14 protein-coding genes and 3 pseudogenes are annotated in these 19,323 nt (G+C 63.1%); 9 read left to right on the forward strand and 8 right to left on the reverse strand.

The genetic code is table 11. From position 1 onward, the window contains the following. Positions 1–35: 35 nt before the first annotated feature. Positions 36–1,199 (forward strand): metallophosphoesterase, encoded by a 1,164-nt coding sequence (locus ACQR2C_RS14265; RefSeq protein WP_434881497.1) that lies wholly within the window; start codon positions 36–38, stop codon positions 1,197–1,199. On the opposite strand, the pseudogene ACQR2C_RS14270 reads toward ACQR2C_RS14265, so the two are convergent. The 7 genes and pseudogenes from ACQR2C_RS14270 to ACQR2C_RS14300 all read right to left on the reverse strand — a co-directional run. After that, a pseudogene (locus ACQR2C_RS14270) lies at positions 1,129–1,350 on the reverse strand (DNA-directed RNA polymerase subunit alpha C-terminal domain-containing protein); the annotation flags it as partial. The gene ACQR2C_RS14265 and the pseudogene ACQR2C_RS14270 overlap by 71 nt on opposite strands. A 93-nt stretch (positions 1,351–1,443) precedes the next feature. Then, positions 1,444–2,070, reverse strand: a pseudogene (locus tag ACQR2C_RS14275) (DNA-directed RNA polymerase subunit alpha C-terminal domain-containing protein); the annotation flags it as partial. A 61-nt stretch (positions 2,071–2,131) separates the two neighbouring features. Further along, positions 2,132–3,130 carry a hypothetical protein gene (locus ACQR2C_RS14280; protein ID WP_434881407.1) on the reverse strand — a complete coding sequence of 333 codons (999 nt, stop codon included), beginning with the start codon at positions 3,128–3,130 and terminating at the stop codon, positions 2,132–2,134. A gap of 60 nt (positions 3,131–3,190) precedes the next feature. Further along, entirely contained in the window at positions 3,191–4,078 is an 888-nt protein-coding gene (locus tag ACQR2C_RS14285) for a hypothetical protein (protein ID WP_434881408.1), read from the reverse strand. Further along, positions 4,079–4,813, reverse strand: coding sequence for an SOS response-associated peptidase (locus ACQR2C_RS14290; protein WP_434881409.1), 735 nt, complete (start codon positions 4,811–4,813; stop codon positions 4,079–4,081). It abuts the gene before it with no gap. A gap of 3 nt (positions 4,814–4,816) precedes the next feature. Beyond that, entirely contained in the window at positions 4,817–5,266 is a 450-nt protein-coding gene (locus tag ACQR2C_RS14295; RefSeq protein WP_434881498.1) for a hypothetical protein, read from the reverse strand. Positions 5,267–5,312: 46 nt separating this feature from the next. Continuing rightward, on the reverse strand, positions 5,313–5,708 hold the full coding sequence (locus ACQR2C_RS14300) for a hypothetical protein (RefSeq protein WP_434881410.1): 396 nt from the start codon (positions 5,706–5,708) through the stop codon (positions 5,313–5,315). A gap of 147 nt (positions 5,709–5,855) precedes the next feature. Here ACQR2C_RS14300 and ACQR2C_RS14305 point away from each other — a divergent pair, with 147 nt between their 5' ends. Both ACQR2C_RS14305 and ACQR2C_RS14310 read left to right on the forward strand, forming a co-directional pair. Then, the gene (locus ACQR2C_RS14305) at positions 5,856–6,779 is read left to right on the forward strand and encodes a Ku protein (RefSeq protein WP_434881411.1); all 924 of its coding nucleotides are present in this window, start codon (positions 5,856–5,858) and stop codon (positions 6,777–6,779) included. An 87-nt stretch (positions 6,780–6,866) separates the two neighbouring features. Continuing rightward, positions 6,867–7,544 (forward strand): hypothetical protein, encoded by a 678-nt coding sequence (locus tag ACQR2C_RS14310; RefSeq protein ID WP_434881412.1) that lies wholly within the window; start codon positions 6,867–6,869, stop codon positions 7,542–7,544. A gap of 16 nt (positions 7,545–7,560) precedes the next feature. Here the strand turns inward: ACQR2C_RS14310 and ACQR2C_RS14315 are convergent, their stop codons facing one another. Further along, a complete protein-coding gene (locus ACQR2C_RS14315) occupies positions 7,561–7,818 on the reverse strand; it encodes a hypothetical protein (protein ID WP_434881413.1) in 258 nt (85 codons plus the stop codon). Positions 7,819–8,647: 829 nt separating this feature from the next. Here ACQR2C_RS14315 and ACQR2C_RS14320 point away from each other — a divergent pair. The 6 genes and pseudogenes from ACQR2C_RS14320 to ACQR2C_RS14345 all read left to right on the forward strand — a co-directional run bounded on the left by ACQR2C_RS14320 (position 8,648) and on the right by ACQR2C_RS14345 (position 19,323). Further along, complete coding sequence (locus ACQR2C_RS14320) at positions 8,648–9,610, forward strand: ArdC family protein (protein WP_434881414.1); 963 nt, start codon at positions 8,648–8,650, stop codon at positions 9,608–9,610. A 105-nt stretch (positions 9,611–9,715) separates the two neighbouring features. Further along, positions 9,716–11,833: pseudogene (locus ACQR2C_RS14325) on the forward strand (ParB/RepB/Spo0J family partition protein). Between the two features lie 181 nt (positions 11,834–12,014). Next, positions 12,015–16,340, forward strand: a complete 4,326-nt coding sequence (locus ACQR2C_RS14330) for a strawberry notch-like NTP hydrolase domain-containing protein (protein ID WP_434881415.1) — start codon at positions 12,015–12,017, stop codon at positions 16,338–16,340. Position 16,341: 1 nt separating this feature from the next. Continuing rightward, on the forward strand, positions 16,342–17,418 hold the full coding sequence (locus ACQR2C_RS14335) for a DUF7146 domain-containing protein (RefSeq protein ID WP_434881416.1): 1,077 nt from the start codon (positions 16,342–16,344) through the stop codon (positions 17,416–17,418). A 300-nt stretch (positions 17,419–17,718) separates the two neighbouring features. Next, positions 17,719–18,657, forward strand: coding sequence for a DUF2493 domain-containing protein (locus ACQR2C_RS14340; protein ID WP_434881417.1), 939 nt, complete (start codon positions 17,719–17,721; stop codon positions 18,655–18,657). A 213-nt stretch (positions 18,658–18,870) separates the two neighbouring features. Further along, positions 18,871–19,323 (forward strand): ester cyclase, encoded by a 453-nt coding sequence (locus ACQR2C_RS14345; RefSeq protein WP_434881418.1) that lies wholly within the window; start codon positions 18,871–18,873, stop codon positions 19,321–19,323.

Here is a 19,323-nt window from a genome sequence, read left to right on the forward strand (position 1 = left end):
CGAAACGCGCACCGTGTCAAGTCCGGAGCGAACAGATCCCCCAGCTCATATTCGGCCTGATCTATCTCTTGTTCCTGACCCGCTTCCTCTGGCCGCTGCAGCTGCTGCTCCCGATCAAGATCGTGGTGGCGGCGCTCGCGCTGGTCGCATTGCAGTTTCACCGCTGGAGCGAGCTCTCGTCGGGCTCCATATTCTCGCCGGAGTTTCCACGCCCGGTGGTCGCCCTCTTCAACTGGGCGTTCGGCGCGATCGTCCTGCTGGCGCTGCTGCAACTGGCGCTCGATGTCGGACTGCTGGTCGCAATACCGATCCACGGCGGCCTCGTGAGCGCACCCGACGGCGTCCGCTACGGCCTGGCCGCGCTGGCTGCCGTCGCGGCCGCGATCGGCGTCCAGCAGGCGATGCGGATTCCGCCGTTGAGGGATATCGAAGTCGCCATCCGCGGACTGCCGCGCCAGTTCGACGGCTACACCATTCTGCAACTGACCGATCTCCACATCAGCCGTCTGTTTCCCGCGTCATGGGCGCGCGCCGTCGTCGCGCGATCGAACAAGCTCGGCGTCGACCTGATCGCGATCACGGGTGACCTGATCGACGGCACGCTCGATGCGCGGCGCGCCGACATCGCGCCGCTGCGGGACCTGACAGCCACCGACGGCGTCCACGTGATCTCAGGCAATCACGAATACATCTTCGGCTACGGCACGTGGATGGCGCACTTCGCCGCGCTGGGTCTGCGCTCCCTGGAGAACAGGCACATCGTTCTCGATCGCGACGGAAGCCAGCTGGTTCTCGCCGGGATCACCGACCGGGCGTCGCGCCGCACCGGGCATGTCAGAGACCTTGCCGCCGTCCTCGCAGGCGCCCCCGACGGCGTCGCGGTCATCCTGCTCGATCACCAGCCGAGCGACGCGCGGCACGCAGCAGGGCTCGGCGTGGCCCTGCAGCTGTCCGGGCACACGCATGGCGGACTTATCCTGGGCATCGACCGGCTGGCCGCGCGCGCCAACGCCGGCTACGTGTCGGGTCGTTACGACGTCGACGGGATGACGCTTTACGTGAACAATGGCACCGCGCTGTGGCCCGGCTTCGCGCTGCGGCTCGGTCGCCCCTCCGAATTGACGCGGATCACGCTACGCCAGGCCACCGGGAAAGGTCCATGCCGAGATGCAGGCCGGACTGGGCAAGGAGTTCCTTGATCTCGTTCAGCGACTTCCGTCCGAAGTTGGGCGTCCTCAGCATTTCTGCCTCGGACTTCTGCACCAGTTCGCCCACGTAATTGATCCCGTCGTTTTTTAGGCAATTCGCCGATCGGACCGACAATTCGAGTTCCTCGATCCGTTCAAGCAGTTTGTTGGCCTGGCGGGACAGAAGCTCGGGGTCAGGTTGTGGCCACTCGAAAATGGCCACGCCCAGATGGAGGCCGATCTGTGCCAAGATTTCCTTCAGTTCATTGAGCGACTTCCGTCCGAAATTCGGGAGGCGGAGCAGTTCGGCTTCGCCTTTCTGAGCGAACTCGCCGACGAAGCGGATGCCTTCATTCTTCAGGCAGTTGTACGTGCGTACCGAGAGCTCCAACTGCTCGATGTCGCGATAGAGATGAACGGCCGGCGGCATGCCGACCGGCGATACGTACGGCGGAGGATCGGGCGGAGGAGGTGCCCACCCGAATTCGTAATCCCTCGTCCGCCAGGATTTGGTGGCATCTGCCCGCTGCGCGTCGTCGAGAAGTCCGGTCAGCGCCTCCAGCGCAATGCCGAACCTGCAGTTGACGATCTCTCGCCCCTTCTGCCGATGGCCTTCCTTGTCGTACATCCGCAATTGTCTGTAGCGCTTAAGAAGGCGACGGGCATCGTGCTCGATCCGTCCTCCTTCGGAGACCCACACGTAGTATAGAAGGACCCAGTCATCGATGCTGCCGTATGCAGTTCGTCGGAGCCGCCGTTCCTGCTGTCGGATGTTCACCGTCGTGCCGATCTTGAGGACGCGGTGGGACAGCGACCCGGCAATGTAGACGTAGCCGGGACCGTAGAATCTGTCGCGGAAGGTATCCGACCAATCCATCGGCATTCTCGGAAATGGGGTTCCGGAACTTACCACGGACGCGGTGATCGTGTTGAGTCCGCCCGAATCAGGCCTGGAGCACCAGGCCCTCCTTGGCCGAGCAGTAGACGCGTCTATAGCACTGCTCGACCGCCCGGCGGTTGAAGCGCGCGAGCATGCCGAGGTCGTTGCGACGGAAAGTGACGTGGATCTGCTTCTGTCCCAACCGCTCCCGGTCGGCGAGCGCCCGCGCTATGAACTCCGGCGATCCCTTGCCCTCTACCAGGGTCGCCGGATCGGCGAAGATGTAGTCGATGAAGGCGGTGGAGCATAGGTTGAACGAGAAGGCCATGTGCGGGCCGTCCTCGATGGGCTGGCTGAAGCCCCGGTCGGAGAGCAGGCAGCGCTCGGTGTCGTATTCGCTGACGAAGGCGGCGACGTGGGTCTTCGGGTCCTCCACTAGCGTCTTGATTACTTCCTCGAAGAGGTTCGGACGGTCCTTCATCATCGGAGCCAGCAGCATGAAGAGAAGCCGGAGCCATTCGACGTACTGTGTGTCGGTGATGCCGAGTTCGGTGCAAAGGCGGGTCTGCTGCGGCTTTCTCCCGCTGACGATGCGGCCGTAGTCCGCGAGCAGCGCGGGATCCGCCGGATCGTAGCGGGTGAGGCCGGGAAAGCTGTTGAGGACCTTCGCGACGGAGAACGGGTTGCGTACGAAATTGAGCAGCTTGGCTGCGAACAGATCGATGATCTCGGCCTTGATGTCGTGGTCGTTGCGGTTGAGCTTCGCGAGAAGGTTCTTCGTATGCACCTCGATCGAGGTTTCGTACTTCTGGAACAGCTTTTCGAAGTTCAGCCGCAGTGGGCTTGTGCCTGGCACGTCGAAGCTGAACAGATCGAAGAGCGACAGATTGCTGCCGATCGGCCTGCCCTTCGGGCTTTCCAGCGCAAGACGGTAGTTTTCGCGATTGACGATCTCGAACGAGTAGATCCGCAGATTGCGCGCGTCCGCGTTCGGATTGAGGGCATTGAGCTTCTGCTCCACCCTCGTCAAAAAATGCTGGTTGCGCGTGTCGTTGGCTTCCACTGCCATCCCCTTCGGGCCGGAATTTAGTTACGTTTCCGTCGGGTGGAGGTCCGGGGCGGGTCACACCGCATCGAGATCGCCCGGTTTGAAATCCCAGTATCGATGCTGGGTGTCTTCGTCGGGAAAGCTGATGCCGTCCCGGATCAAGCACCAGGCCGTCCACTCCGCTTCGATGGTCGTGTCCACCAACCAGAGTTCGTCGGGCCCGTCGGTCCTTCCGGCCAAAGCTGCCTCTGCGGCCTCGAGAATGGCGACATGATTGGAGAGCGAGATGTCTCCGTTCTCGAGCACCAGGACCGACCGCGAGCCGCCGTCCTTCCAGACCTTCAGCTTGGGCAGCTTCTTCGCCATAGCCTTCGCGATCCGTTCGATCCGGAGCGTTTCGTAGTCCTTCGGCGCGAACCTCTGAATGAAAATGCGTCCGTGTACGGTTTCCGGTTCGGCCCAGTGGGTCTCCCGCTGTAGCGTCAAGTCGATGCCGGCGATCGTGGCTTTGCGCTCGTTGCGGACTCCGCCAGGCTTCCGGCTTCTCGTCGGCTGTTCGGGGCATTCGTCGTGTAGTTCGGTGGCCTTTGCATTCACCCAAGTGACGATGGCTTGCTGTGCGGCCGAGATCTCCCGCGGCTTCATGCCCTGGCTGGGGTTAATTGCGAACGCGAGAAGGAATCTCCCGGGCGGCGGCATGTGATGGTCGAGGGCCGCGGCGATCGGTTCGATGAATGACCCGAAATCCACGCCGGTGTGGATCTGTCCGGCGAAGGCCTCGACGATCGTGTGTTCGAACGCGTACCGCGTCTCGCCGAGGTCGAAAACGTACTCGACAGGAGCCGCGGCCCCTCGATCCTCGGGGGAGTAGGCATTCGTTCGGATCGCGCCGGCCAGTTGTTCGAGGGCGCGCGCGACCGCGTCGCAGGCCTTCCGTTCGTTATCAATCGGCCGGCCCGACATTCAACGCTCCCCAGGCGCCGGTGCGCCCGGATCTTCTTTGACGCCGCGGGCGACGATCCGCAGCCCACCGTCTGGCAGTGGCCGCTGTAGTTTCAGGGCCTCGTCCAGCGGAGCCGTCATCCACGTCTCGACTTCTTCCGGCGTCGTCAGGATCACTGGCATCGCTTTCGGGTGGATCGCGCCGACCTCGGCATTCGGCTCGGTCGTGAGGAACGCGTAGAGGTCGTTGGTCGTCTCGCCTTCCTTGACCTTCCGGACGGACGTCCAGTTGGTCCAGATGCCGGCGAAGCAGGCCAGTGGACGGGTCTCGTCGAGCGCGAACCAGATATCACCGCCCTCGGCCTTGTTGAACTCGCTAAAGGAGTTGAACGGCACCACACAGCGGTTCTCGACGCCGAGCCAGCGGGTCCAGTGCAGGCTCTTCACGTTTCGGATGTTTGTCGTGCCGCCGTCCGGCTCCATCCGCAGCAGTTCCTTGAAGTCGACCGGCTTGCCCTTGGCCTGCAGCTTTTCGGCTCGTTTCTTGGTGGCGTCCATCAATGCCTTTGACGACGACGGCATTCCCCACCGCGCCGTAGCGAGTTCGCGGCCCTCGGCCCCGTTGCGCACGATCGGTGCGTTGTAATCGGGAAAAACCCCCGGCATCGGCGCCAGATTGCCCACGTATCGGTTCACGACGCGAAACAGTGCGATGATGGCGGCCTGGTTGGTCGTGATCGAGTAGAGATTGCACATCGGTCAGGCTTCGGTTCGAGGGTGGCGAGGCTGCCAGGCCAATTGTAGCAGAGTCGCGGATGGTCGCCGGCCCGCCTTGGCGCATTTGCGGCAGCGCAGCCGGCTGGCGAGGTCATGCACGAAGGTGGTCGGCGGGTGCTTCATCGCCGCGAGATCGACGTCGCTCGGCGTCTTGCAGCGCGCGCATCTGATCTCAAGCCAGGGAAAGCCTCCATTCACGGCCTGGTCGATGGTGGGCGACGGATCGATCGGCTCGCCGTCGCTCCACGTCCGCTCGTTCCAGCTTTCGCAAAGCAGCCTGTCAGCTTGCTGAATCGTCGCCTCGCCCTTGGCCCGCATCTCCGCCGATTGATCGGCCAGGATCTTGGCCATCGCGCGTGCCTTGCCAAGCTCTTTGGTCAGAGCCTTGCGGTCGCCACCCGACAGGGGCGTAGGGTGATACTTCGGGGCCATCCGGACATCCAGGCGCAACGAGATCGGAGCGGCGATCCGGAGCGGGCTACGGCGTCTCGAACGTCGGCCAGCACCCGTCTTCTTCATGCCTGCCGGTGCGCTGCTGGCAGGTGTTGTCGAGCAGCCGCTGTGCGACGTCCTTCCAGACCGCGTTGCCGCCATACAATCGGACTGCATCGGCGGTCTGGATTTCCACGGTCCGCTCGCAGCGGCGGCAGGAGACGCGCAGGACATGGCGCTGAATTTCCGAAAGACGTCGCTGTCGAATCCGGGCCCCGGTCACGCCGGCGCGAGGGTCTTCCAGTACCGATTCCCAGTATTCGGCGGGGAGGGGCGCATCCGGAGCCGCAGCGGGGGGAGCCGGCCTACGGGCGGCTTCAGCAGCCAGTTTTTCCATCTGCTTTGGGGTCGGCATGCGCCAGCTCGCGGGTCGGTTGGTCATTTGCGGATTAGAACATAACAAGAACAAATGTCGAGTCCGCTTAAACCCGGGCGCTGAGAAAAATCGTTCTGTTTGGGGGACCGCGATGTCGGAACCAAGCCGTGGGGCACGTCTTGAATCCGGTGATCAGTATGGAGTTCCCTCACGATGGCCCCCCGCGCTAACTGGAAAGGCTTCCTGCGTCTTTCCCTCGTCACCTGCCCGGTCGCGCTGTATCCGGCCACCTCGGAATCCGAAAAGGTCTCGTTCAACCAACTCAATCGGAAGACCGGCCACCGCATCAAATACGCCAAGGTAGACGCCGATACCGGCGAGGAGGTCGCCAACGAAGATATCGTCAAGGGCTACAAGGTCGATACCGACACCTTTATCGAGGTGACGAAGGAGGAACTGGAGAACGTCGCGCTGGAATCGACACGAACCATCGAGATCGACGAGTTCGTCGACCGTAGCGAGATCGACCCGAGGTATCTGATCCGTCCCTACTACTTGGTGCCGGACGGGAAAGTTGGCCACGACGCCTTCGCAGTCATCCGCGAAACCATCCGTGAGATGAACAAGGTCGCGATCGGACGCGTGGTGCTGACCAATCGCGAGCACATCGTCGCCCTCGAGCCCATGGATAAGGGCCTGATGGGAACGCTGCTGCGCTACCCTTACGAGGTGCGTTCTGCGGACGAGTATTTCGACGATATTCAGGACGTCAAAGTCACCAAGGACATGCTCGATCTCGCCAAACACATCGTCAATCAAAAGTCGGGCCACTTCGAGCCGGACAAGTTCGAGGACCAGTACGAGACCGCCCTCATCGACCTCATCAACAAGAAGCGCGCCGGCAAACCCGTCACCGCGAAAGCGCGACCGCGTGGCGAGAACGTGGTCGATTTGATGGACGCGCTGCGCAAGAGCATTGGAGACGAAAAGGCAGCAAGAGTCTCCAGGCCGGCCAAGAAGCCACGCAAGGTCGCGAGCGGTCAGAAGGAAATGCTCATGCCGATCGCCGGCAAGAAACCGGCGAAGGAAGCTGCCGCAAAGAAGCCGGTAGCCAAATCGCAGCGGAAGTCAGCCTAGGGACTGTTGACAAGCTCCATCCCGATGCCACGGATGCGTTAAAACTGACCGCAAGCCATCGGCAAATACGCTGAGGATGGAGCAAAAATGGTTTTTCGTGTCTTGATCATCGGTGGCACGGGGCAGGTGGGAGCTGCAGTGGTGCGCGCGCTGGCTGCAGAGCCGTGCTGCGCTGAAGTCGTGATGGTCAATCGCAGGGCGGTTTCTCTGACCGCTGATCCCCGTGTGCGGCAGGTGATCCTGGATACGGCAGCTGCCCAGTTTCCGGCAGAAGTGACCAAGCTTGCGCAGAGCATGGTTGCGCAAGGCGATCCTGTCTATGGGGCATCCTGTGTTGGCGTCGGTAAAGGCAGCATGAAGTGGAGCGAGGAGGAATTAAAGGCCCTCGAAATTGGCGTGGTGGGTGGCTTTGCCCGCGGTTGTCAGGCCGGCGGTATCACACGGTTTTCTCTGCTCTCGGCAGTGGGAAGCACCTCGAAAAGCAGGGTTCGCTATGTGCGGGTCATGGGGTTGAAAGAAGAGGCGGTTCAAGGGATAGGCTTCGAGCGCCTCGCGATCTTTCGTCCGGGAATTATCGCAGGCAATGCCCACACGCCGCGGTCTGTAGCTTGGCTGGGGCGGCTGATTCCGGGACGTTTTGGCACAATCGAGCAGAACGATATCGCCCGCGCCTTTGTCGCTGAATTCATCAGCAGCTCGGCCCCAAACGGAGTTGTGTATCTCGAAATTGCGGCGATGAGACAGAGGTCTCGTGCGCTCAAATAGTCCACTATTTACCCAGTCAGGGGCATTCGGGGCAGGTATCGCCGATCGAATCAAGCACGTCGCGAACCTCGGCCGCCGCTTCATCAGGGGAGACGCCTGCTGGCGGGTCTCGGTGGGCGATATCGAAGGCCCGCTCCCGAGCATGCGGATCGGCGCGATCCTGCATCCAACCGTGTTCCTCGCACTCCCGGATGGCGCCCGCTTCCAGGAGCACGTAGATGGCCCATCCGCGCAGCGTCCGTATCGCCGACCTTCGTTCACTCGTCATCAGCATTGAAATAGCTCCTGAACGACGAATCCTTATGTCCCCTCATTCGTTCCCGCTGTTAACACAAGACTGGGATTCGCAACCGCACGAGCTCAAGGTTCGGAGTCTTATGCGTGGCCGCGAACTGCCAGGTTCAGGTTACGCGCCTGGAGTGGATAGCCGACTGAAAGCCGAATTTGCGACCCGGGACGGCTCCGGGTGAGAAGAACCGAAGAAGCGTTTCCCTTGCTCCGGATTCGAATCTATGACGCGCAGACAAAAGCTCGCGACGAGGTCCAGACTCCCCGCGCTTAATCATCGTTGCTTTTCTGCTTAGGCGCGTGCGGCAACAGCCGCACCGGGCTCTCGTGAACCGAGCCGCAGGGCGTCTCGGCCATCCGGCTTCGATCCTTCGCGCAGAAAAATAACGGGTTGCTCGCCGGAGGCACTCGCTCGCGGGCCCCGCCGTCATTGCATGCCGGCGTCGCTATCACTGTCCCGCGGTCGGGTGCCTTGTTAACCGGTCTCGCGACTGCAGTCGGTCCCGCGTCCCGCCGCGGTTTCCCGCGTCGGCGCTATGCTGACGCTCCTGCGGCTGCATCTTTCTGTCTGCCTGCGCTTCGCTCCGGCGCTTTTCGGCGTCTCCCTGCGAGGCCGATCTGTCGGTTGCGTTGAAGGACCGCCTCGCGGGTCGTTAGCCCTTCGGGCGCGTCCATCCTTGTCGAAAGGACAGCCGTGCGAATGAGCCGTCCGTTTCCCCGTCACCTCCGTTGAGAGTGAGAGTGCTGACCGGGTTGACCGCGACGGGTTGGAAGATCGGGGGAGAGGCCTCCGGCGCCCGTCGCGGAGAACCTCGATGTCTGGACATACCGCCCGAGTTCGTGCCGGCAATGACCGCGCGAGCCTTTACACCGAAATCACCGACAAGATCATCGCTGAGCTGGAGGCCGGCCGTATTCCATGGGTGCAGCCCTGGGGGACCGCGGCGATCAAAGCGCCGCTCGCGATGCCGCGCAACCCGTCGACGCAGCGCGGATATTCCGGGATTAACGTGCTGATCCTATGGGGCGCCGTCATCGAGCACGGCTTTTCCGGACAGAGCTGGCTTACCTTCCGCCAGGCACTCGGGCTCGGCGGCCATGTCAAGAAGGGCGAACGGGGAACGACCGTCGTCTATGCCGATCGCTTCACTCCGGACGATGAGCGTCGGCGCGCTGCGGAAGCTGGCGAGGAGCCGGGCGCCATCCCGTTTCTCAAGCGATTTACCGTCTTCAACACGGACCAATGCGTTGGCTTGTCCGCGGAGGTCGCTGCTTTGGTGGTCCCGCCGCCACCAGGCCAGATTGAGCCCCGAGCCGAGGCGTTGATCGCTGCGACCGGCGCGGATTTCCGCATCGGCGGCGCGCGCGCCTACTACAATGTGACGGGCGATTTCGTGCAGGTGCCACCGCCGGCGGCTTATTTCGAACCGATCAATTGGCACAGGACCGCATTCCATGAGCTCGGTCATTGGGCCGGTCATGCATCCCGCCTTAACCGTGACCACTCGGGCTCGTTCGGCTCCAAATCCTACGCGCGCGAGGAACTGGTGGCCGAGATGGCGGGCGCGTTCGTATGCGCATCGCTGGGTATCGTGCCGACCGTGCGCCACGCCGACTACATCGGTTCCTGGCTAGAAGTCCTGCACGAGGACCATCGCGCCATCCTTCGCGCAGCGTCGCAGGCGAGCAAGGCCGCGGACTATCTGCTCGGTTTTGTCTCCGAATCCGTTGCCAACGCGCCGACGGATTTGGCTGTCGGCGATCACGAGGCGGCATGATCCTTGGCCACCCGCGATCGCGCGAGAGTGAGAGGAGGGAACGGTTTTCGCGACGGGTTGGAAGCCAAGAGAGAGTTTCTCGGCTACCCGTCGCGGAGAGTAAAGATGACGAAAGCCGTTCAAAAGATCACTCTGTCGCCCTCTCGCGACATTCCCTTCAACAAGCTGGTGCTCAGCCAGTCGAACGTCCGCCGTGTGAAGGCTGGCATCTCAATCGAGCAACTGGCCGAAAGCATCGCGCGCCGTACCCTGCTGCAGAGCCTGAGTGTTCGGGCTGTCGTGGATTCGGAGGGCAATGAGACCGGCATGTTCGAGGTGCCGGCAGGTGGCAGGCGCTATCGCGCCTTGGAGCTTCTGGTGAAGCAGAAGCGCATGGCAAAAACGCAACCTGTTCCCTGCGTCGTTCGCGACCAGGGTATTGCCGAGGATGACTCGCTCGCCGAGAATGACGAGCGGGTGGGGCTGCATCCGCTCGATCAGTTCCGAGCCTTCCAGAGCCTGCGCGACAGCGGAATGAGCGAGGAAGACATCGCTGCCCGGCACTTCGTCAACCCGGCAGTCGTGAAGCAGCGGTTGCGACTGGCGTCGGTGTCGCCAAAGCTGCACGAGGTCTATGCCGAAGATGGCATGACGCTGGAGCAGCTCATGGCGTTCTCGGTCACGGCCGATCACGCGCGACAGGAGCAAGTCTGGGAGAACGTCAGCCGCTCCGGCTACGATGAGCCATATCAGATCCGGCGCCTGCTCACGGAAAACACCGTCCGCGCCTCCGATCGCCGTGCGCGCTTCGTGGGGCTCGATGCCTACGAACAGGCTGGCGGCGGCATTCTGCGGGACCTGTTCGAGCACGATGACGGTGGTTGGTTGCAAGACGTCGCGTTGCTTGATCGTCTTGTGACCGAGAAGTTGTAGGCCGAGGCAGCGACTATCGCTGCCGAAGGCTGGAAGTGGCTTTCGGTGGCCGTGGATTTTCCCTATGGCCATGCCAATGGCTTGCGCAAACTCGAGGGTAATCCGGCCGATTTGTCCGCCGACGAACAGGCCGCTATCGATGCGCTCAATGCCGAGCAGGCCAAGCTCGAATCGGAATATCAGCATGCGGACGAATTGCCGGACACCGTCGATCAGCGTCTCGGCGAGATCGAGGCGGCATTGCTGGCGTTCGAAGATCGGTCGGAGGTCTATGATCCGGCCGACATTGCGCGAGCCGGCGTCTTCGTCAGCATCGATTCGGAAGGACGGCTTTCGGTAGATCGGGGTTATGTCCGGCCGGAGGATGAGGCGCCCATAGCCGATCCTGAGATTGAGCAGGGAACCGACACGTCCTCGATCGAGGGCCAAGAGACTGGAGTCCCAGTGCAGCGCACGGTGGTTTCAGTCGCAGGTGGCGCGGCTGAAACGGAAGAGGATGATGATGACGTAGCACGGCCTTTGCCGGAGCGGCTTATCATCGAGCTGACCGCACATCGTACGCTGGCGCTGCGGAATTCGCTGGCGGAAAATCCTGCCATCACGTTCCAGGCGGTGCTGCATAACTTCGTGCTGGCGACCTTTTACCGGTTCGCATCTGCGAGGACCTGCCTGGAGATCGGACTTCACACACCGACCTTCCCCGCCCAGGCTCCGGGTTTGAAGGACAGCGCCTCTGCCAAAGCCATCGACGCGCGGCATCTGGGCTGGAAGGACCAGCTGCCGAAGAACGAGGCGGACCTCTGGGACGCACTCAGCGCGTTTGACGGCACTGCTCAAGCGTCGCTGTTCGCTCATTGTGCATCGTTTACGGTGAACGCTCTCTACGAGCCGGCCAACCGCTATGGTCAAGGCCGTGTCTCTGCCCATGGCGTCCGCACGCGCCTTGATCAAGCTGACGTCTTGGCGCGGGCCACAGGACTCGACATGGTCCAGGCCGGATGGAAACCGACGGTCGACAACTATCTCGGCCGTGTCACAAAGCTCCGCATCCTCGATGCGGTTCGGGAGGCAAACGGCGAGTCGTCTGCGCAACTGATCGATCATCTGAAGAAGGCTGACATGGCCAAGGAGGCCGAGCGCCTTCTCGATGGTTCCGGCTGGTTGCCGGAGCCGCTGCGTCTCATCGATCCCGCGGCGTCGGCCGCGGAGCCGGAGGGTGAAGCCGGACCGCTGCCCGAATTCCTCACTGAGGATGACGACCAGGAGAGCGCCAGCGACGACGAGCGGCCGCAACTCGCCGCCGCGGAATGAAATCATATTGCGGGACGGCTTCAGCCGTCCCGTTTTCCTTTTGGGGCCGAGGTATGAGCGCCGGTCCCCTTGTTTGGCGGAGATTGAGAGGGAGAGCCGGGCCGGGAAGGGTTTGAGCCGCCGCGGTTGAGGAGAGCGCCGGGTGACTCGACCTGGTCCCGCTCTCCCGAGACATCCTGCCATGACCGAATCTTTCACCGGCGGCCCTTCCGCCGCGTCGCTCTCGATGCGTGCCGCTGCCGCTGTTGCCTCCGCTGTTGTCAGGGTTGCGCGACAGCTTTTGGCCGATCTCGAACGCGGCCGTCGCATCGATGCAGCTGTCCTGCGCGGCGCTATGGAGGCTGCCTTTGGCGCCTCCGATGCGACAGGTGCCTGGAATTGGAAACTCGCCTATGACGCTTGCGAGGTTGCGACCGTTCTGTTCCTCCGCAAGTTCGGCTCGGCAATCCGTGCCAAGGCTGATTCACCGGCTGCCATGCTGCCGATGCTTGCGAAGATCGCGAGCTGCCTGCCGACCCATACGCGCCGTTCGGAGGAAGGTCAGGCGCGGCAACAGTTCTCGACGCCGATCCCGCTTGGCCTGGCGGCCTGCACGGCAGCCGGCATCACGCCGGCTGACCGCGTGCTCGAACCCTCTGCAGGTACGGGCTTGCTCGCCATCTTCGCGGAACTCGCGGGCGGAGCGCTGGTGTTGAACGAGTTGGCTCAGACCCGTGCGGCCTTGCTCGATCATCTGTTTCCTGGTGTCAAGGTGACGCGCTTCGACGCCGCGCAGATCGACGACCATCTGGATGCCGGCGTTGCCCCGAGCGTGGTTCTGATGAACCCGCCATTCTCGGTGATGGCGAACGTCGATCGCCGCATGGCGGACGCAGCGCTCCGGCACGTTAGGTCAGCCCTGGCACGTCTTTGCGACGGTGGGCGTTTAGTCGCCATCACCGGCGCAAGCGTGGCGCCGGATAATCCAGCGTGGGTTGAAGCCTTCGTACGCCTTCAGGAACGTGGACGTGTCGTGTTTTCTGCCGCCATCGACGGCGCCGTCTATGCGAAGCACGGGACTCACGTCGACACCAGGCTGCATGTGATCGACAAACAGCCCGCCGTCGACCCGACCGTGTTTCCCGTATCGCCGGGCATGGCTCCAGATGTCGCCACGTTGCTTGATTGGGCCGCCCAGGTCCCCGTGAGATCACCCATAAGACTGCCAACCACCGTCTCACTGTCGGCCGGTGCTGGCTGGCCCCACATCCCTTCGCGGCCACGTCCTGCCGTGGCGCCAATACGGTGCTTTCAGGCGATACCGGCTCCTGAGGCGGCGGAGCTCGAATACGAGATGGTCGAGTGGGCTCAGCCGGAAGGCGTCCGGCTCACCGACGCGCTTTATGAGGAATACGGATTGCAGTCGATCGGTATTCCCGGATCCCGCGCACATCCGACCAGGCTCGTGCAGTCGGCCGCGATGGCCTCCGTCGCACCGCCAAAGCCATCCTATCGGCCGCATTTGCCGCCGCGACTTGTGGCCGATGGCGTTCTTTCCGACGCCCAGATCGAGAGCATCATCTATGCCGGCGAGGCGCATGCGGGCTTCCTCGCCGGCGTCTGGAAGGTCGACGAGACTTTCGACCTCGTCACTGCCGCACGCGATGATGCCCAGGATGCCGTTCGGTTCCGCCGCGGCTGGTTTTTGGGCGACGGCACAGGCGCAGGCAAGGGCCGGCAGGTCGCGGGCATTCTGCTCGACAACTGGCTCAAAGGGCGCCGTCGCGCGGTATGGATCAGCAAATCGGACAAGCTGATCGAGGATGCACAGCGCGACTGGGCGGCGCTTGGCATGGAGCGCCTGCTGGTCACGCCGCTCTCGCGCTTCCGCCAGGGTGCGCCGATCCGGGTCGCGGAAGGCATCCTTTTTACGACCTACGCCACGCTGCGCACCGACGAGCGCGGCGACAAGCTTTCGCGCGTCCGGCAGATCGTCGAATGGTTGGGATCGAGTTTCGACGGCGTCATCATCTTTGACGAGAGCCATGCGATGCAGAACGCGGTTGGCTGCAAGGGCGAGCGCGGTGACCAGGCCGCCTCGCAGCAGGGGCGTGCCGGCCTTCGGCTCCAGCATGCGCTCCCGAATGCTCGGATCGTCTATGTCTCCGCGACCGGCGCCACGACCGTGCACAATCTCGCCTACGCCCAACGGCTCGGGCTGTGGGGTGGCGACGACTTTCCGTTCGCCACCCGCGCGGAGTTCGTCGAGGCGATTGAGGAGGGCGGCGTCGCAGCGATGGAAGTGCTGGCGCGAGACCTGAAGGCGCTAGGACTCTATGCGGCGCGCTCCCTGTCCTACGAAGGTGTCGAATACGAACTTATCGAGCACCAGCTCACGCCTGAGCAGGTCCGGATATATGACTCCTATGCCGGTGCATTCAGCATCATTCACAATAACCTCGACGCCGCGATGCGGGCCACCAACATCACGGGCGAATCCGGCACGCTGAACGGACAAGCGAAGTCGGCGGCCCGATCCGCCTTCGAAAGCGCCAAGCAGCGTTTCTTCGGCCATCTGCTGACGTCGATGAAGACGCCGTCGCTGATCCGCTCGATCGAGCGCGATATCGACGCGGGTCATGCCGCCGTCATCCAGATCGTCTCGACCGGCGAGGCGCTGATGGAGCGCCGGTTGGCTGAAATCCCGACCGAAGAGTGGGGCGACGTCCAGGTCGACATCACCCCGAGGGAATACGTTCTCGACTACCTTGCTCATTCCTTCCCGGTCCAGCTCTACGAGCCCTTCACAGACTCGGAGGGCAACCTTTCTTCCCGGCCCCTCTATCGCGACGGTCAGCCGGTTGAGAGCCGCGAAGCTGTCGCCCGTCGCGATTGTTTGATCGAGAAGCTCGCTTCACTGTCGCCGGTACCTGGTGCCCTCGATCAGATCGTACAGCGCTTTGGCACGGACATGGTGGCCGAAGTTACCGGTCGTTCGCGCCGCATCGTCCGCATCCAGGATCGGCTCGCGGTCGAGAACCGCGCCGGCGCGGCCAATCTCGCCGAGACCTCCGCTTTCATGGATGACGTCAAGCGCATCCTTGTGTTCTCGGACGCGGGCGGCACGGGGCGGAGTTACCATGCCGATTTGTCGGCGCGGAATCGGCGGCTCCGGTTCCATTACCTGCTCGAGCCCGGCTGGAAGGCGGATGCTGCGATCCAGGGGCTCGGCCGCACCAACCGCACCAATCAGGCGCAGCCACCGCTGTTTCGGCCCATTGCGACCGACGTCAAAGCCGAGAAGCGCTTTCTCTCTACCATTGCCCGCAGGCTCGACACCCTCGGTGCCATCACGCGCGGGCAGCGCCAGACCGGGGGCCAGGGCCTGTTTCGTCCCGAGGACAATCTTGAAAGCCAGTACGGCCGTGATGCCCTGCGCCAGCTCTACATGCTGCTGGCGCGAGGCAAGGTCGAAGGCTGTTCGCTCGAGAGGTTCGAGGACGCAACCGGCCTGAAGCTGATGGACGCCAACGGCCTGAAGGACGAGTTGCCGCCTATTACGACCTTCCTGAACAGGTTGTTGGCGCTCACCATCGAGCTGCAGAATATCCTGTTCACCGCTTTCGAGCAGTTGCTCGCAGCGCGCATCGAGGGCGCCGTTGCGTCCGGGACCTATGATGTAGGTCTGGAGACACTCCGGGCCGAGAGCTTTGTCGTAGCCGACAGGCGCACGATCTACACACATCCCTCGACCGGCGCAGAGACCAGGCTGCTCACAATTGCGCAGCGCGAGCGCAATCATCCCATGGCACTAAAGGAAGCCCTCGATCATCTGTCCGACGGTCGCGCTGTTCTGCTCCATAACGTGCGGTCGGGACATGGCGCTGTGCAGGTCCCGGCGCCGAGCCTGATACGCGATGATGGCGAGATCGAGCAGCGCGTCCGCCTGATCCGGCCTTTGGAGCGTCCGACCCTGGCCTTGACGATGATGGCGGAGAGCTATTGGGTGGAAGCGGATCGAGCGCGCTTTACTGCTGCATGGCTAGCCGAGCTCGTCACAGTTCCGGAATTCAAATCGAGCACGATCTATCTGGTCACGGGACTGCTGCTTCCGATCTGGAAGCGGCTGCCGAACGAGTCGACCCGGGTCTATCGGCTGCAGACCGACACCGGTGAGCGCATCATCGGCCGCAAGGTTTCGCCCGCGTGGGTCGTGGCCGCAACTGAAGCCGGTACCCCAAACCTCACGCCCGACGCCGCCTTCACGGCATTGCTGGATGGCAAGATAATCGTCGATCTCACGGAGACGCTCCAGCTTCGCCGTGTCCGCGTGATGGGTGCCGACCGCATCGAATTGACCGGCTTCACCGAGACGATGCGCGACCGGCTGCGCGCCTACGGTCTGTTCAGCGAGATCATTTCGTGGAAGCTGCGCTTCTTTGTCCCAGTGGATGCGACCGGTTCGGGGATCCTCGCCAAGGTTCTGGAGCGCTATCCGATTGTGCGCATCGCCGATCGGGCGGCGTGACATGTCGCGCGACGCGGCAGAACTGGCGCATCGCCTCGCGCGTGAGGCCGAGGCGGTGTGCCGTCACTATCTCTCCAACGGACGTCGGGTCGGCAACTACTGGCAGGTCGGCGACGTCAGGAACACCATCGGCCGCTCGATGTTCGTCCGACTTAAGGACGGTGACGCCGGCAAGCGGCCGGCGGGTAAGTGGACCGACGCGGCAACCGGTGAGCATGGCGACCTGCTCGACGTCATCAGAGAAAGTTGCGGCCTCGTCGATTTTCACGATGTCACCGAGGAGGCGCGACGCTTCCTCAGTCTGCCGCGGTCCGAGCCGGAGCCGGACAATCCACCGGGCCGGTCCCCGGCGCCGACCGGCTCGCCGGAATCGGCGCGGCGTCTGTTTGCCATGTCGAGGCCGATTGCGGGAACGATCGCGGAAACCTATCTGCGCCGACGTGGCATCACCGACCTGCATGGCATTGGCAGCCTCCGGTTCCATCCACGCTGCTACTATCGTCCTGAGGCTGACGCGCCGACTGAAACCTGGCCCGCTATGATTGCGGCTGTTACCGACCTCGAGGGCCACATCACTGGCGTGCATCGCACATGGCTCGATCCGTCTGGTCGCGACAAGGCACCAGTCGATACGCCACGCCGGGCGATGGGCCACCTTCTCGGGCACGCCGTCCGTTTCGATCCGGCAAGCGACGTGATGGCAGCGGGTGAGGGCATCGAGACCATGCTGTCGCTCCGCTGCTTGATGCCCAGCATGGCGATGGTCGCAGCACTCTCGGCCGCGCATCTCGCAGCCATCCTGTTTCCGGAGGCGCTGCGTCGACTCTATATCGTCCGTGACGACGATCGGGCTGGGGATGGCGCGATGAACCGCTTGATCGACCGAGCGCGGATGGCCGCGATTGAGGCGATGGTCCTATCGCCGCAGTGTGGAGATCTCAACGAGGACCTGCGGAACTTCGGCATCAACGCGCTGCGTGCAGCGTTGCGAATCCAGCTCGCCCCCGAAGACGCGGTCCGGTTCTTGGGCATGAGCGTCCGGACCGGCATAGGGGATGAGGCCGGTACTCCGCCCTGACGGTGCGCCGCTGATCCCCACGCTTCTCCTCTTGTCGGAGAGGGCCGCGCTCACGGCCTTCTTGAGAGGGCGACCCTGCGGCAAGCTGTCCGGCCACGCAATGGCGGGAGCCGGCTATTTTCCGTCGCGCCGCGAAGGCGGCGCTTTACATCGCCAGACAAAATAGCCGGCTCCCGCCATCCTCCGCTTTGCTGCGGCCGCTGTCGCTTGCGCTCGGCGGTGCAGGTCCGGACCGCCCGCCGCCTTTCGTCGCCATGAAGGCCGCGATGAGCGCGACCGATCCGACCAAGGAAAGCCGCCATGACGATCGAGCACAACGAGCAGGACCACGAGCCGCCGCACGCCACATCCCCGACCGATCACGTCCTCACCGAACTCCAACTTCACGGCTATCGTCCCTTCCAGGACGAACCCGACCCGAGACCGATGCCCGACGCCCGTATCGTTGCTGCCGCAGTTGCCGACATCTTCGATGCCCTTATTGCAAGCTTGAGCGAAACCCGCCTCGAACCCGACCTCGAGGATCTCTTGTGGTCGACAGTCAATCTCTTCCACCGCGCCACCGAACGCATCGAACGCGAACTCGACGACAACGAACAGGCTCAGAAGCGCAGCCAGCGGGACCAGGATGGCTCCGAGATCCGCTCGGTCGAACTGGAACGTCTTACCGCCGAGGGCATGACGCTGATCGAGCGACGCAACAGCATGGAATACTTCCGCGACCAGGCCGCCGACCATTTCGCCCGCCACACCGGATCGCACTGGCATCCGCGCGGCGGCTCGATGGTGAACCATCGCGCCTTGACCTCAGCTGTCATCGACAGTCGCGACTTCCTTGCCGCCAAACGCCGGGCCGAGACCGAGGTGCTATTGCCCGCCGGGCCGAAGATCGCCTTCACCGGCGGCCTCGACGTCAACGATGTCAGCCTGATCTGGGACAGGCTCGATCAGGTCCACGCCAAGCATCCGGACATGGTGCTGCTGCATGGCGGCTCGCCGAAGGGGGCCGAGCGCATCGCCGCCCGCTGGGCCGACCACCGCAAGGTTCCGCAAATCGCTTTCAAACCGGATTGGACCAAACATGCCAAGGCAGCACCGTTCAAGCGCAACGATCAGATGCTCGACGTGCTGCCGATCGGCGTCATGGTCTTCCCCGGCACGGGCATTCAGGAGAACCTGGCCGACAAGGCGCGGAAGCTCGGCATCCCCGTCTGGAAATTCGGCAAGGGTGGCGCGTAAGCGCCACCGCTCCTGCGTCGCATACAATATGCGCATTGAGCTCGCTTGCACTGCTGTAACGGTTTCTATCTCCGGTCACGAACGGCGACCGCCCTTGCCGCCTTGCCAAGACGGCGGAAATCGGGTGGCAGACGGCATGTCTCTGCTCCAAAGTCCATCGCATCGATCGACCCGATCGTCGGTTGAGACGACGAAGCAAGAAGGACATAGAGCATGTCGAGAGAAGATGAAAACAAGGCCATCGTCGGCCGCTGGTTCACCAAGTTCTGGGGTGAGACGTGCGATCTCGGAATCGTCGACGAACTCGCCGCGCCCGATATGCTCCTTCAATACTCGCTGCACGCGCCACGTCGCGGACGAGAAGACATCAGGGCTTTCATGACGGATTTCCGTAAGGCCTTTCCCGATCTCAATTTCTGGGGTGCCGCCGATCTCATCGCGGAGGGCGACTACGTGGTCGGACGCTGGGAAGGTGGTGGGACGCACACCGGTCCCGCGTTCGGCGATTTCCTGGCCGGCTCCCTGCCCGCAAACACCGGCCGGAAAATGCGATTCACCGGTACGACCGTTCTAAAGCTGATGGACGGCAAGATCATCGAGGAAATCGGGCTCGATGACGGTGTCACCGCGCTGCAGCAGCTCGGGCTGATCAAGCTTGCGGCTTAG

Origin of the sequence: Bradyrhizobium sp. HKCCYLRH3061 (genome assembly GCF_051168015.1) — a bacterium.
Lineage (GTDB): Bacteria > Pseudomonadota > Alphaproteobacteria > Rhizobiales > Xanthobacteraceae > Bradyrhizobium.

Bases quoted from the DNA above. Each gene is read 5' to 3' on its own strand.
- ACQR2C_RS14285 (WP_434881408.1), bottom strand. From the start codon at position 4,078: ATGTCGGGCCGGCCGATTGATAACGAACGGAAGGCCTGCGACGCGGTC.
- ACQR2C_RS14340 (WP_434881417.1), top strand. From the start codon at position 17,719: ATGACGATCGAGCACAACGAGCAGGACCACGAGCCGCCGCACGCCACA.
- ACQR2C_RS14330 (WP_434881415.1), top strand. From the start codon at position 12,015: ATGACCGAATCTTTCACCGGCGGCCCTTCCGCCGCGTCGCTCTCGATG.
- ACQR2C_RS14315 (WP_434881413.1), bottom strand. From the start codon at position 7,818: ATGCTGATGACGAGTGAACGAAGGTCGGCGATACGGACGCTGCGCGGA.
- ACQR2C_RS14345 (WP_434881418.1), top strand. From the start codon at position 18,871: ATGTCGAGAGAAGATGAAAACAAGGCCATCGTCGGCCGCTGGTTCACC.
- ACQR2C_RS14295 (WP_434881498.1), bottom strand. From the start codon at position 5,266: ATGGCCCCGAAGTATCACCCTACGCCCCTGTCGGGTGGCGACCGCAAG.
- ACQR2C_RS14300 (WP_434881410.1), bottom strand. From the start codon at position 5,708: ATGACCAACCGACCCGCGAGCTGGCGCATGCCGACCCCAAAGCAGATG.
- ACQR2C_RS14310 (WP_434881412.1), top strand. From the start codon at position 6,867: ATGGTTTTTCGTGTCTTGATCATCGGTGGCACGGGGCAGGTGGGAGCT.
- ACQR2C_RS14320 (WP_434881414.1), top strand. From the start codon at position 8,648: ATGTCTGGACATACCGCCCGAGTTCGTGCCGGCAATGACCGCGCGAGC.
- ACQR2C_RS14305 (WP_434881411.1), top strand. From the start codon at position 5,856: ATGGCCCCCCGCGCTAACTGGAAAGGCTTCCTGCGTCTTTCCCTCGTC.
- ACQR2C_RS14290 (WP_434881409.1), bottom strand. From the start codon at position 4,813: ATGTGCAATCTCTACTCGATCACGACCAACCAGGCCGCCATCATCGCA.
- ACQR2C_RS14335 (WP_434881416.1), top strand. From the start codon at position 16,342: ATGTCGCGCGACGCGGCAGAACTGGCGCATCGCCTCGCGCGTGAGGCC.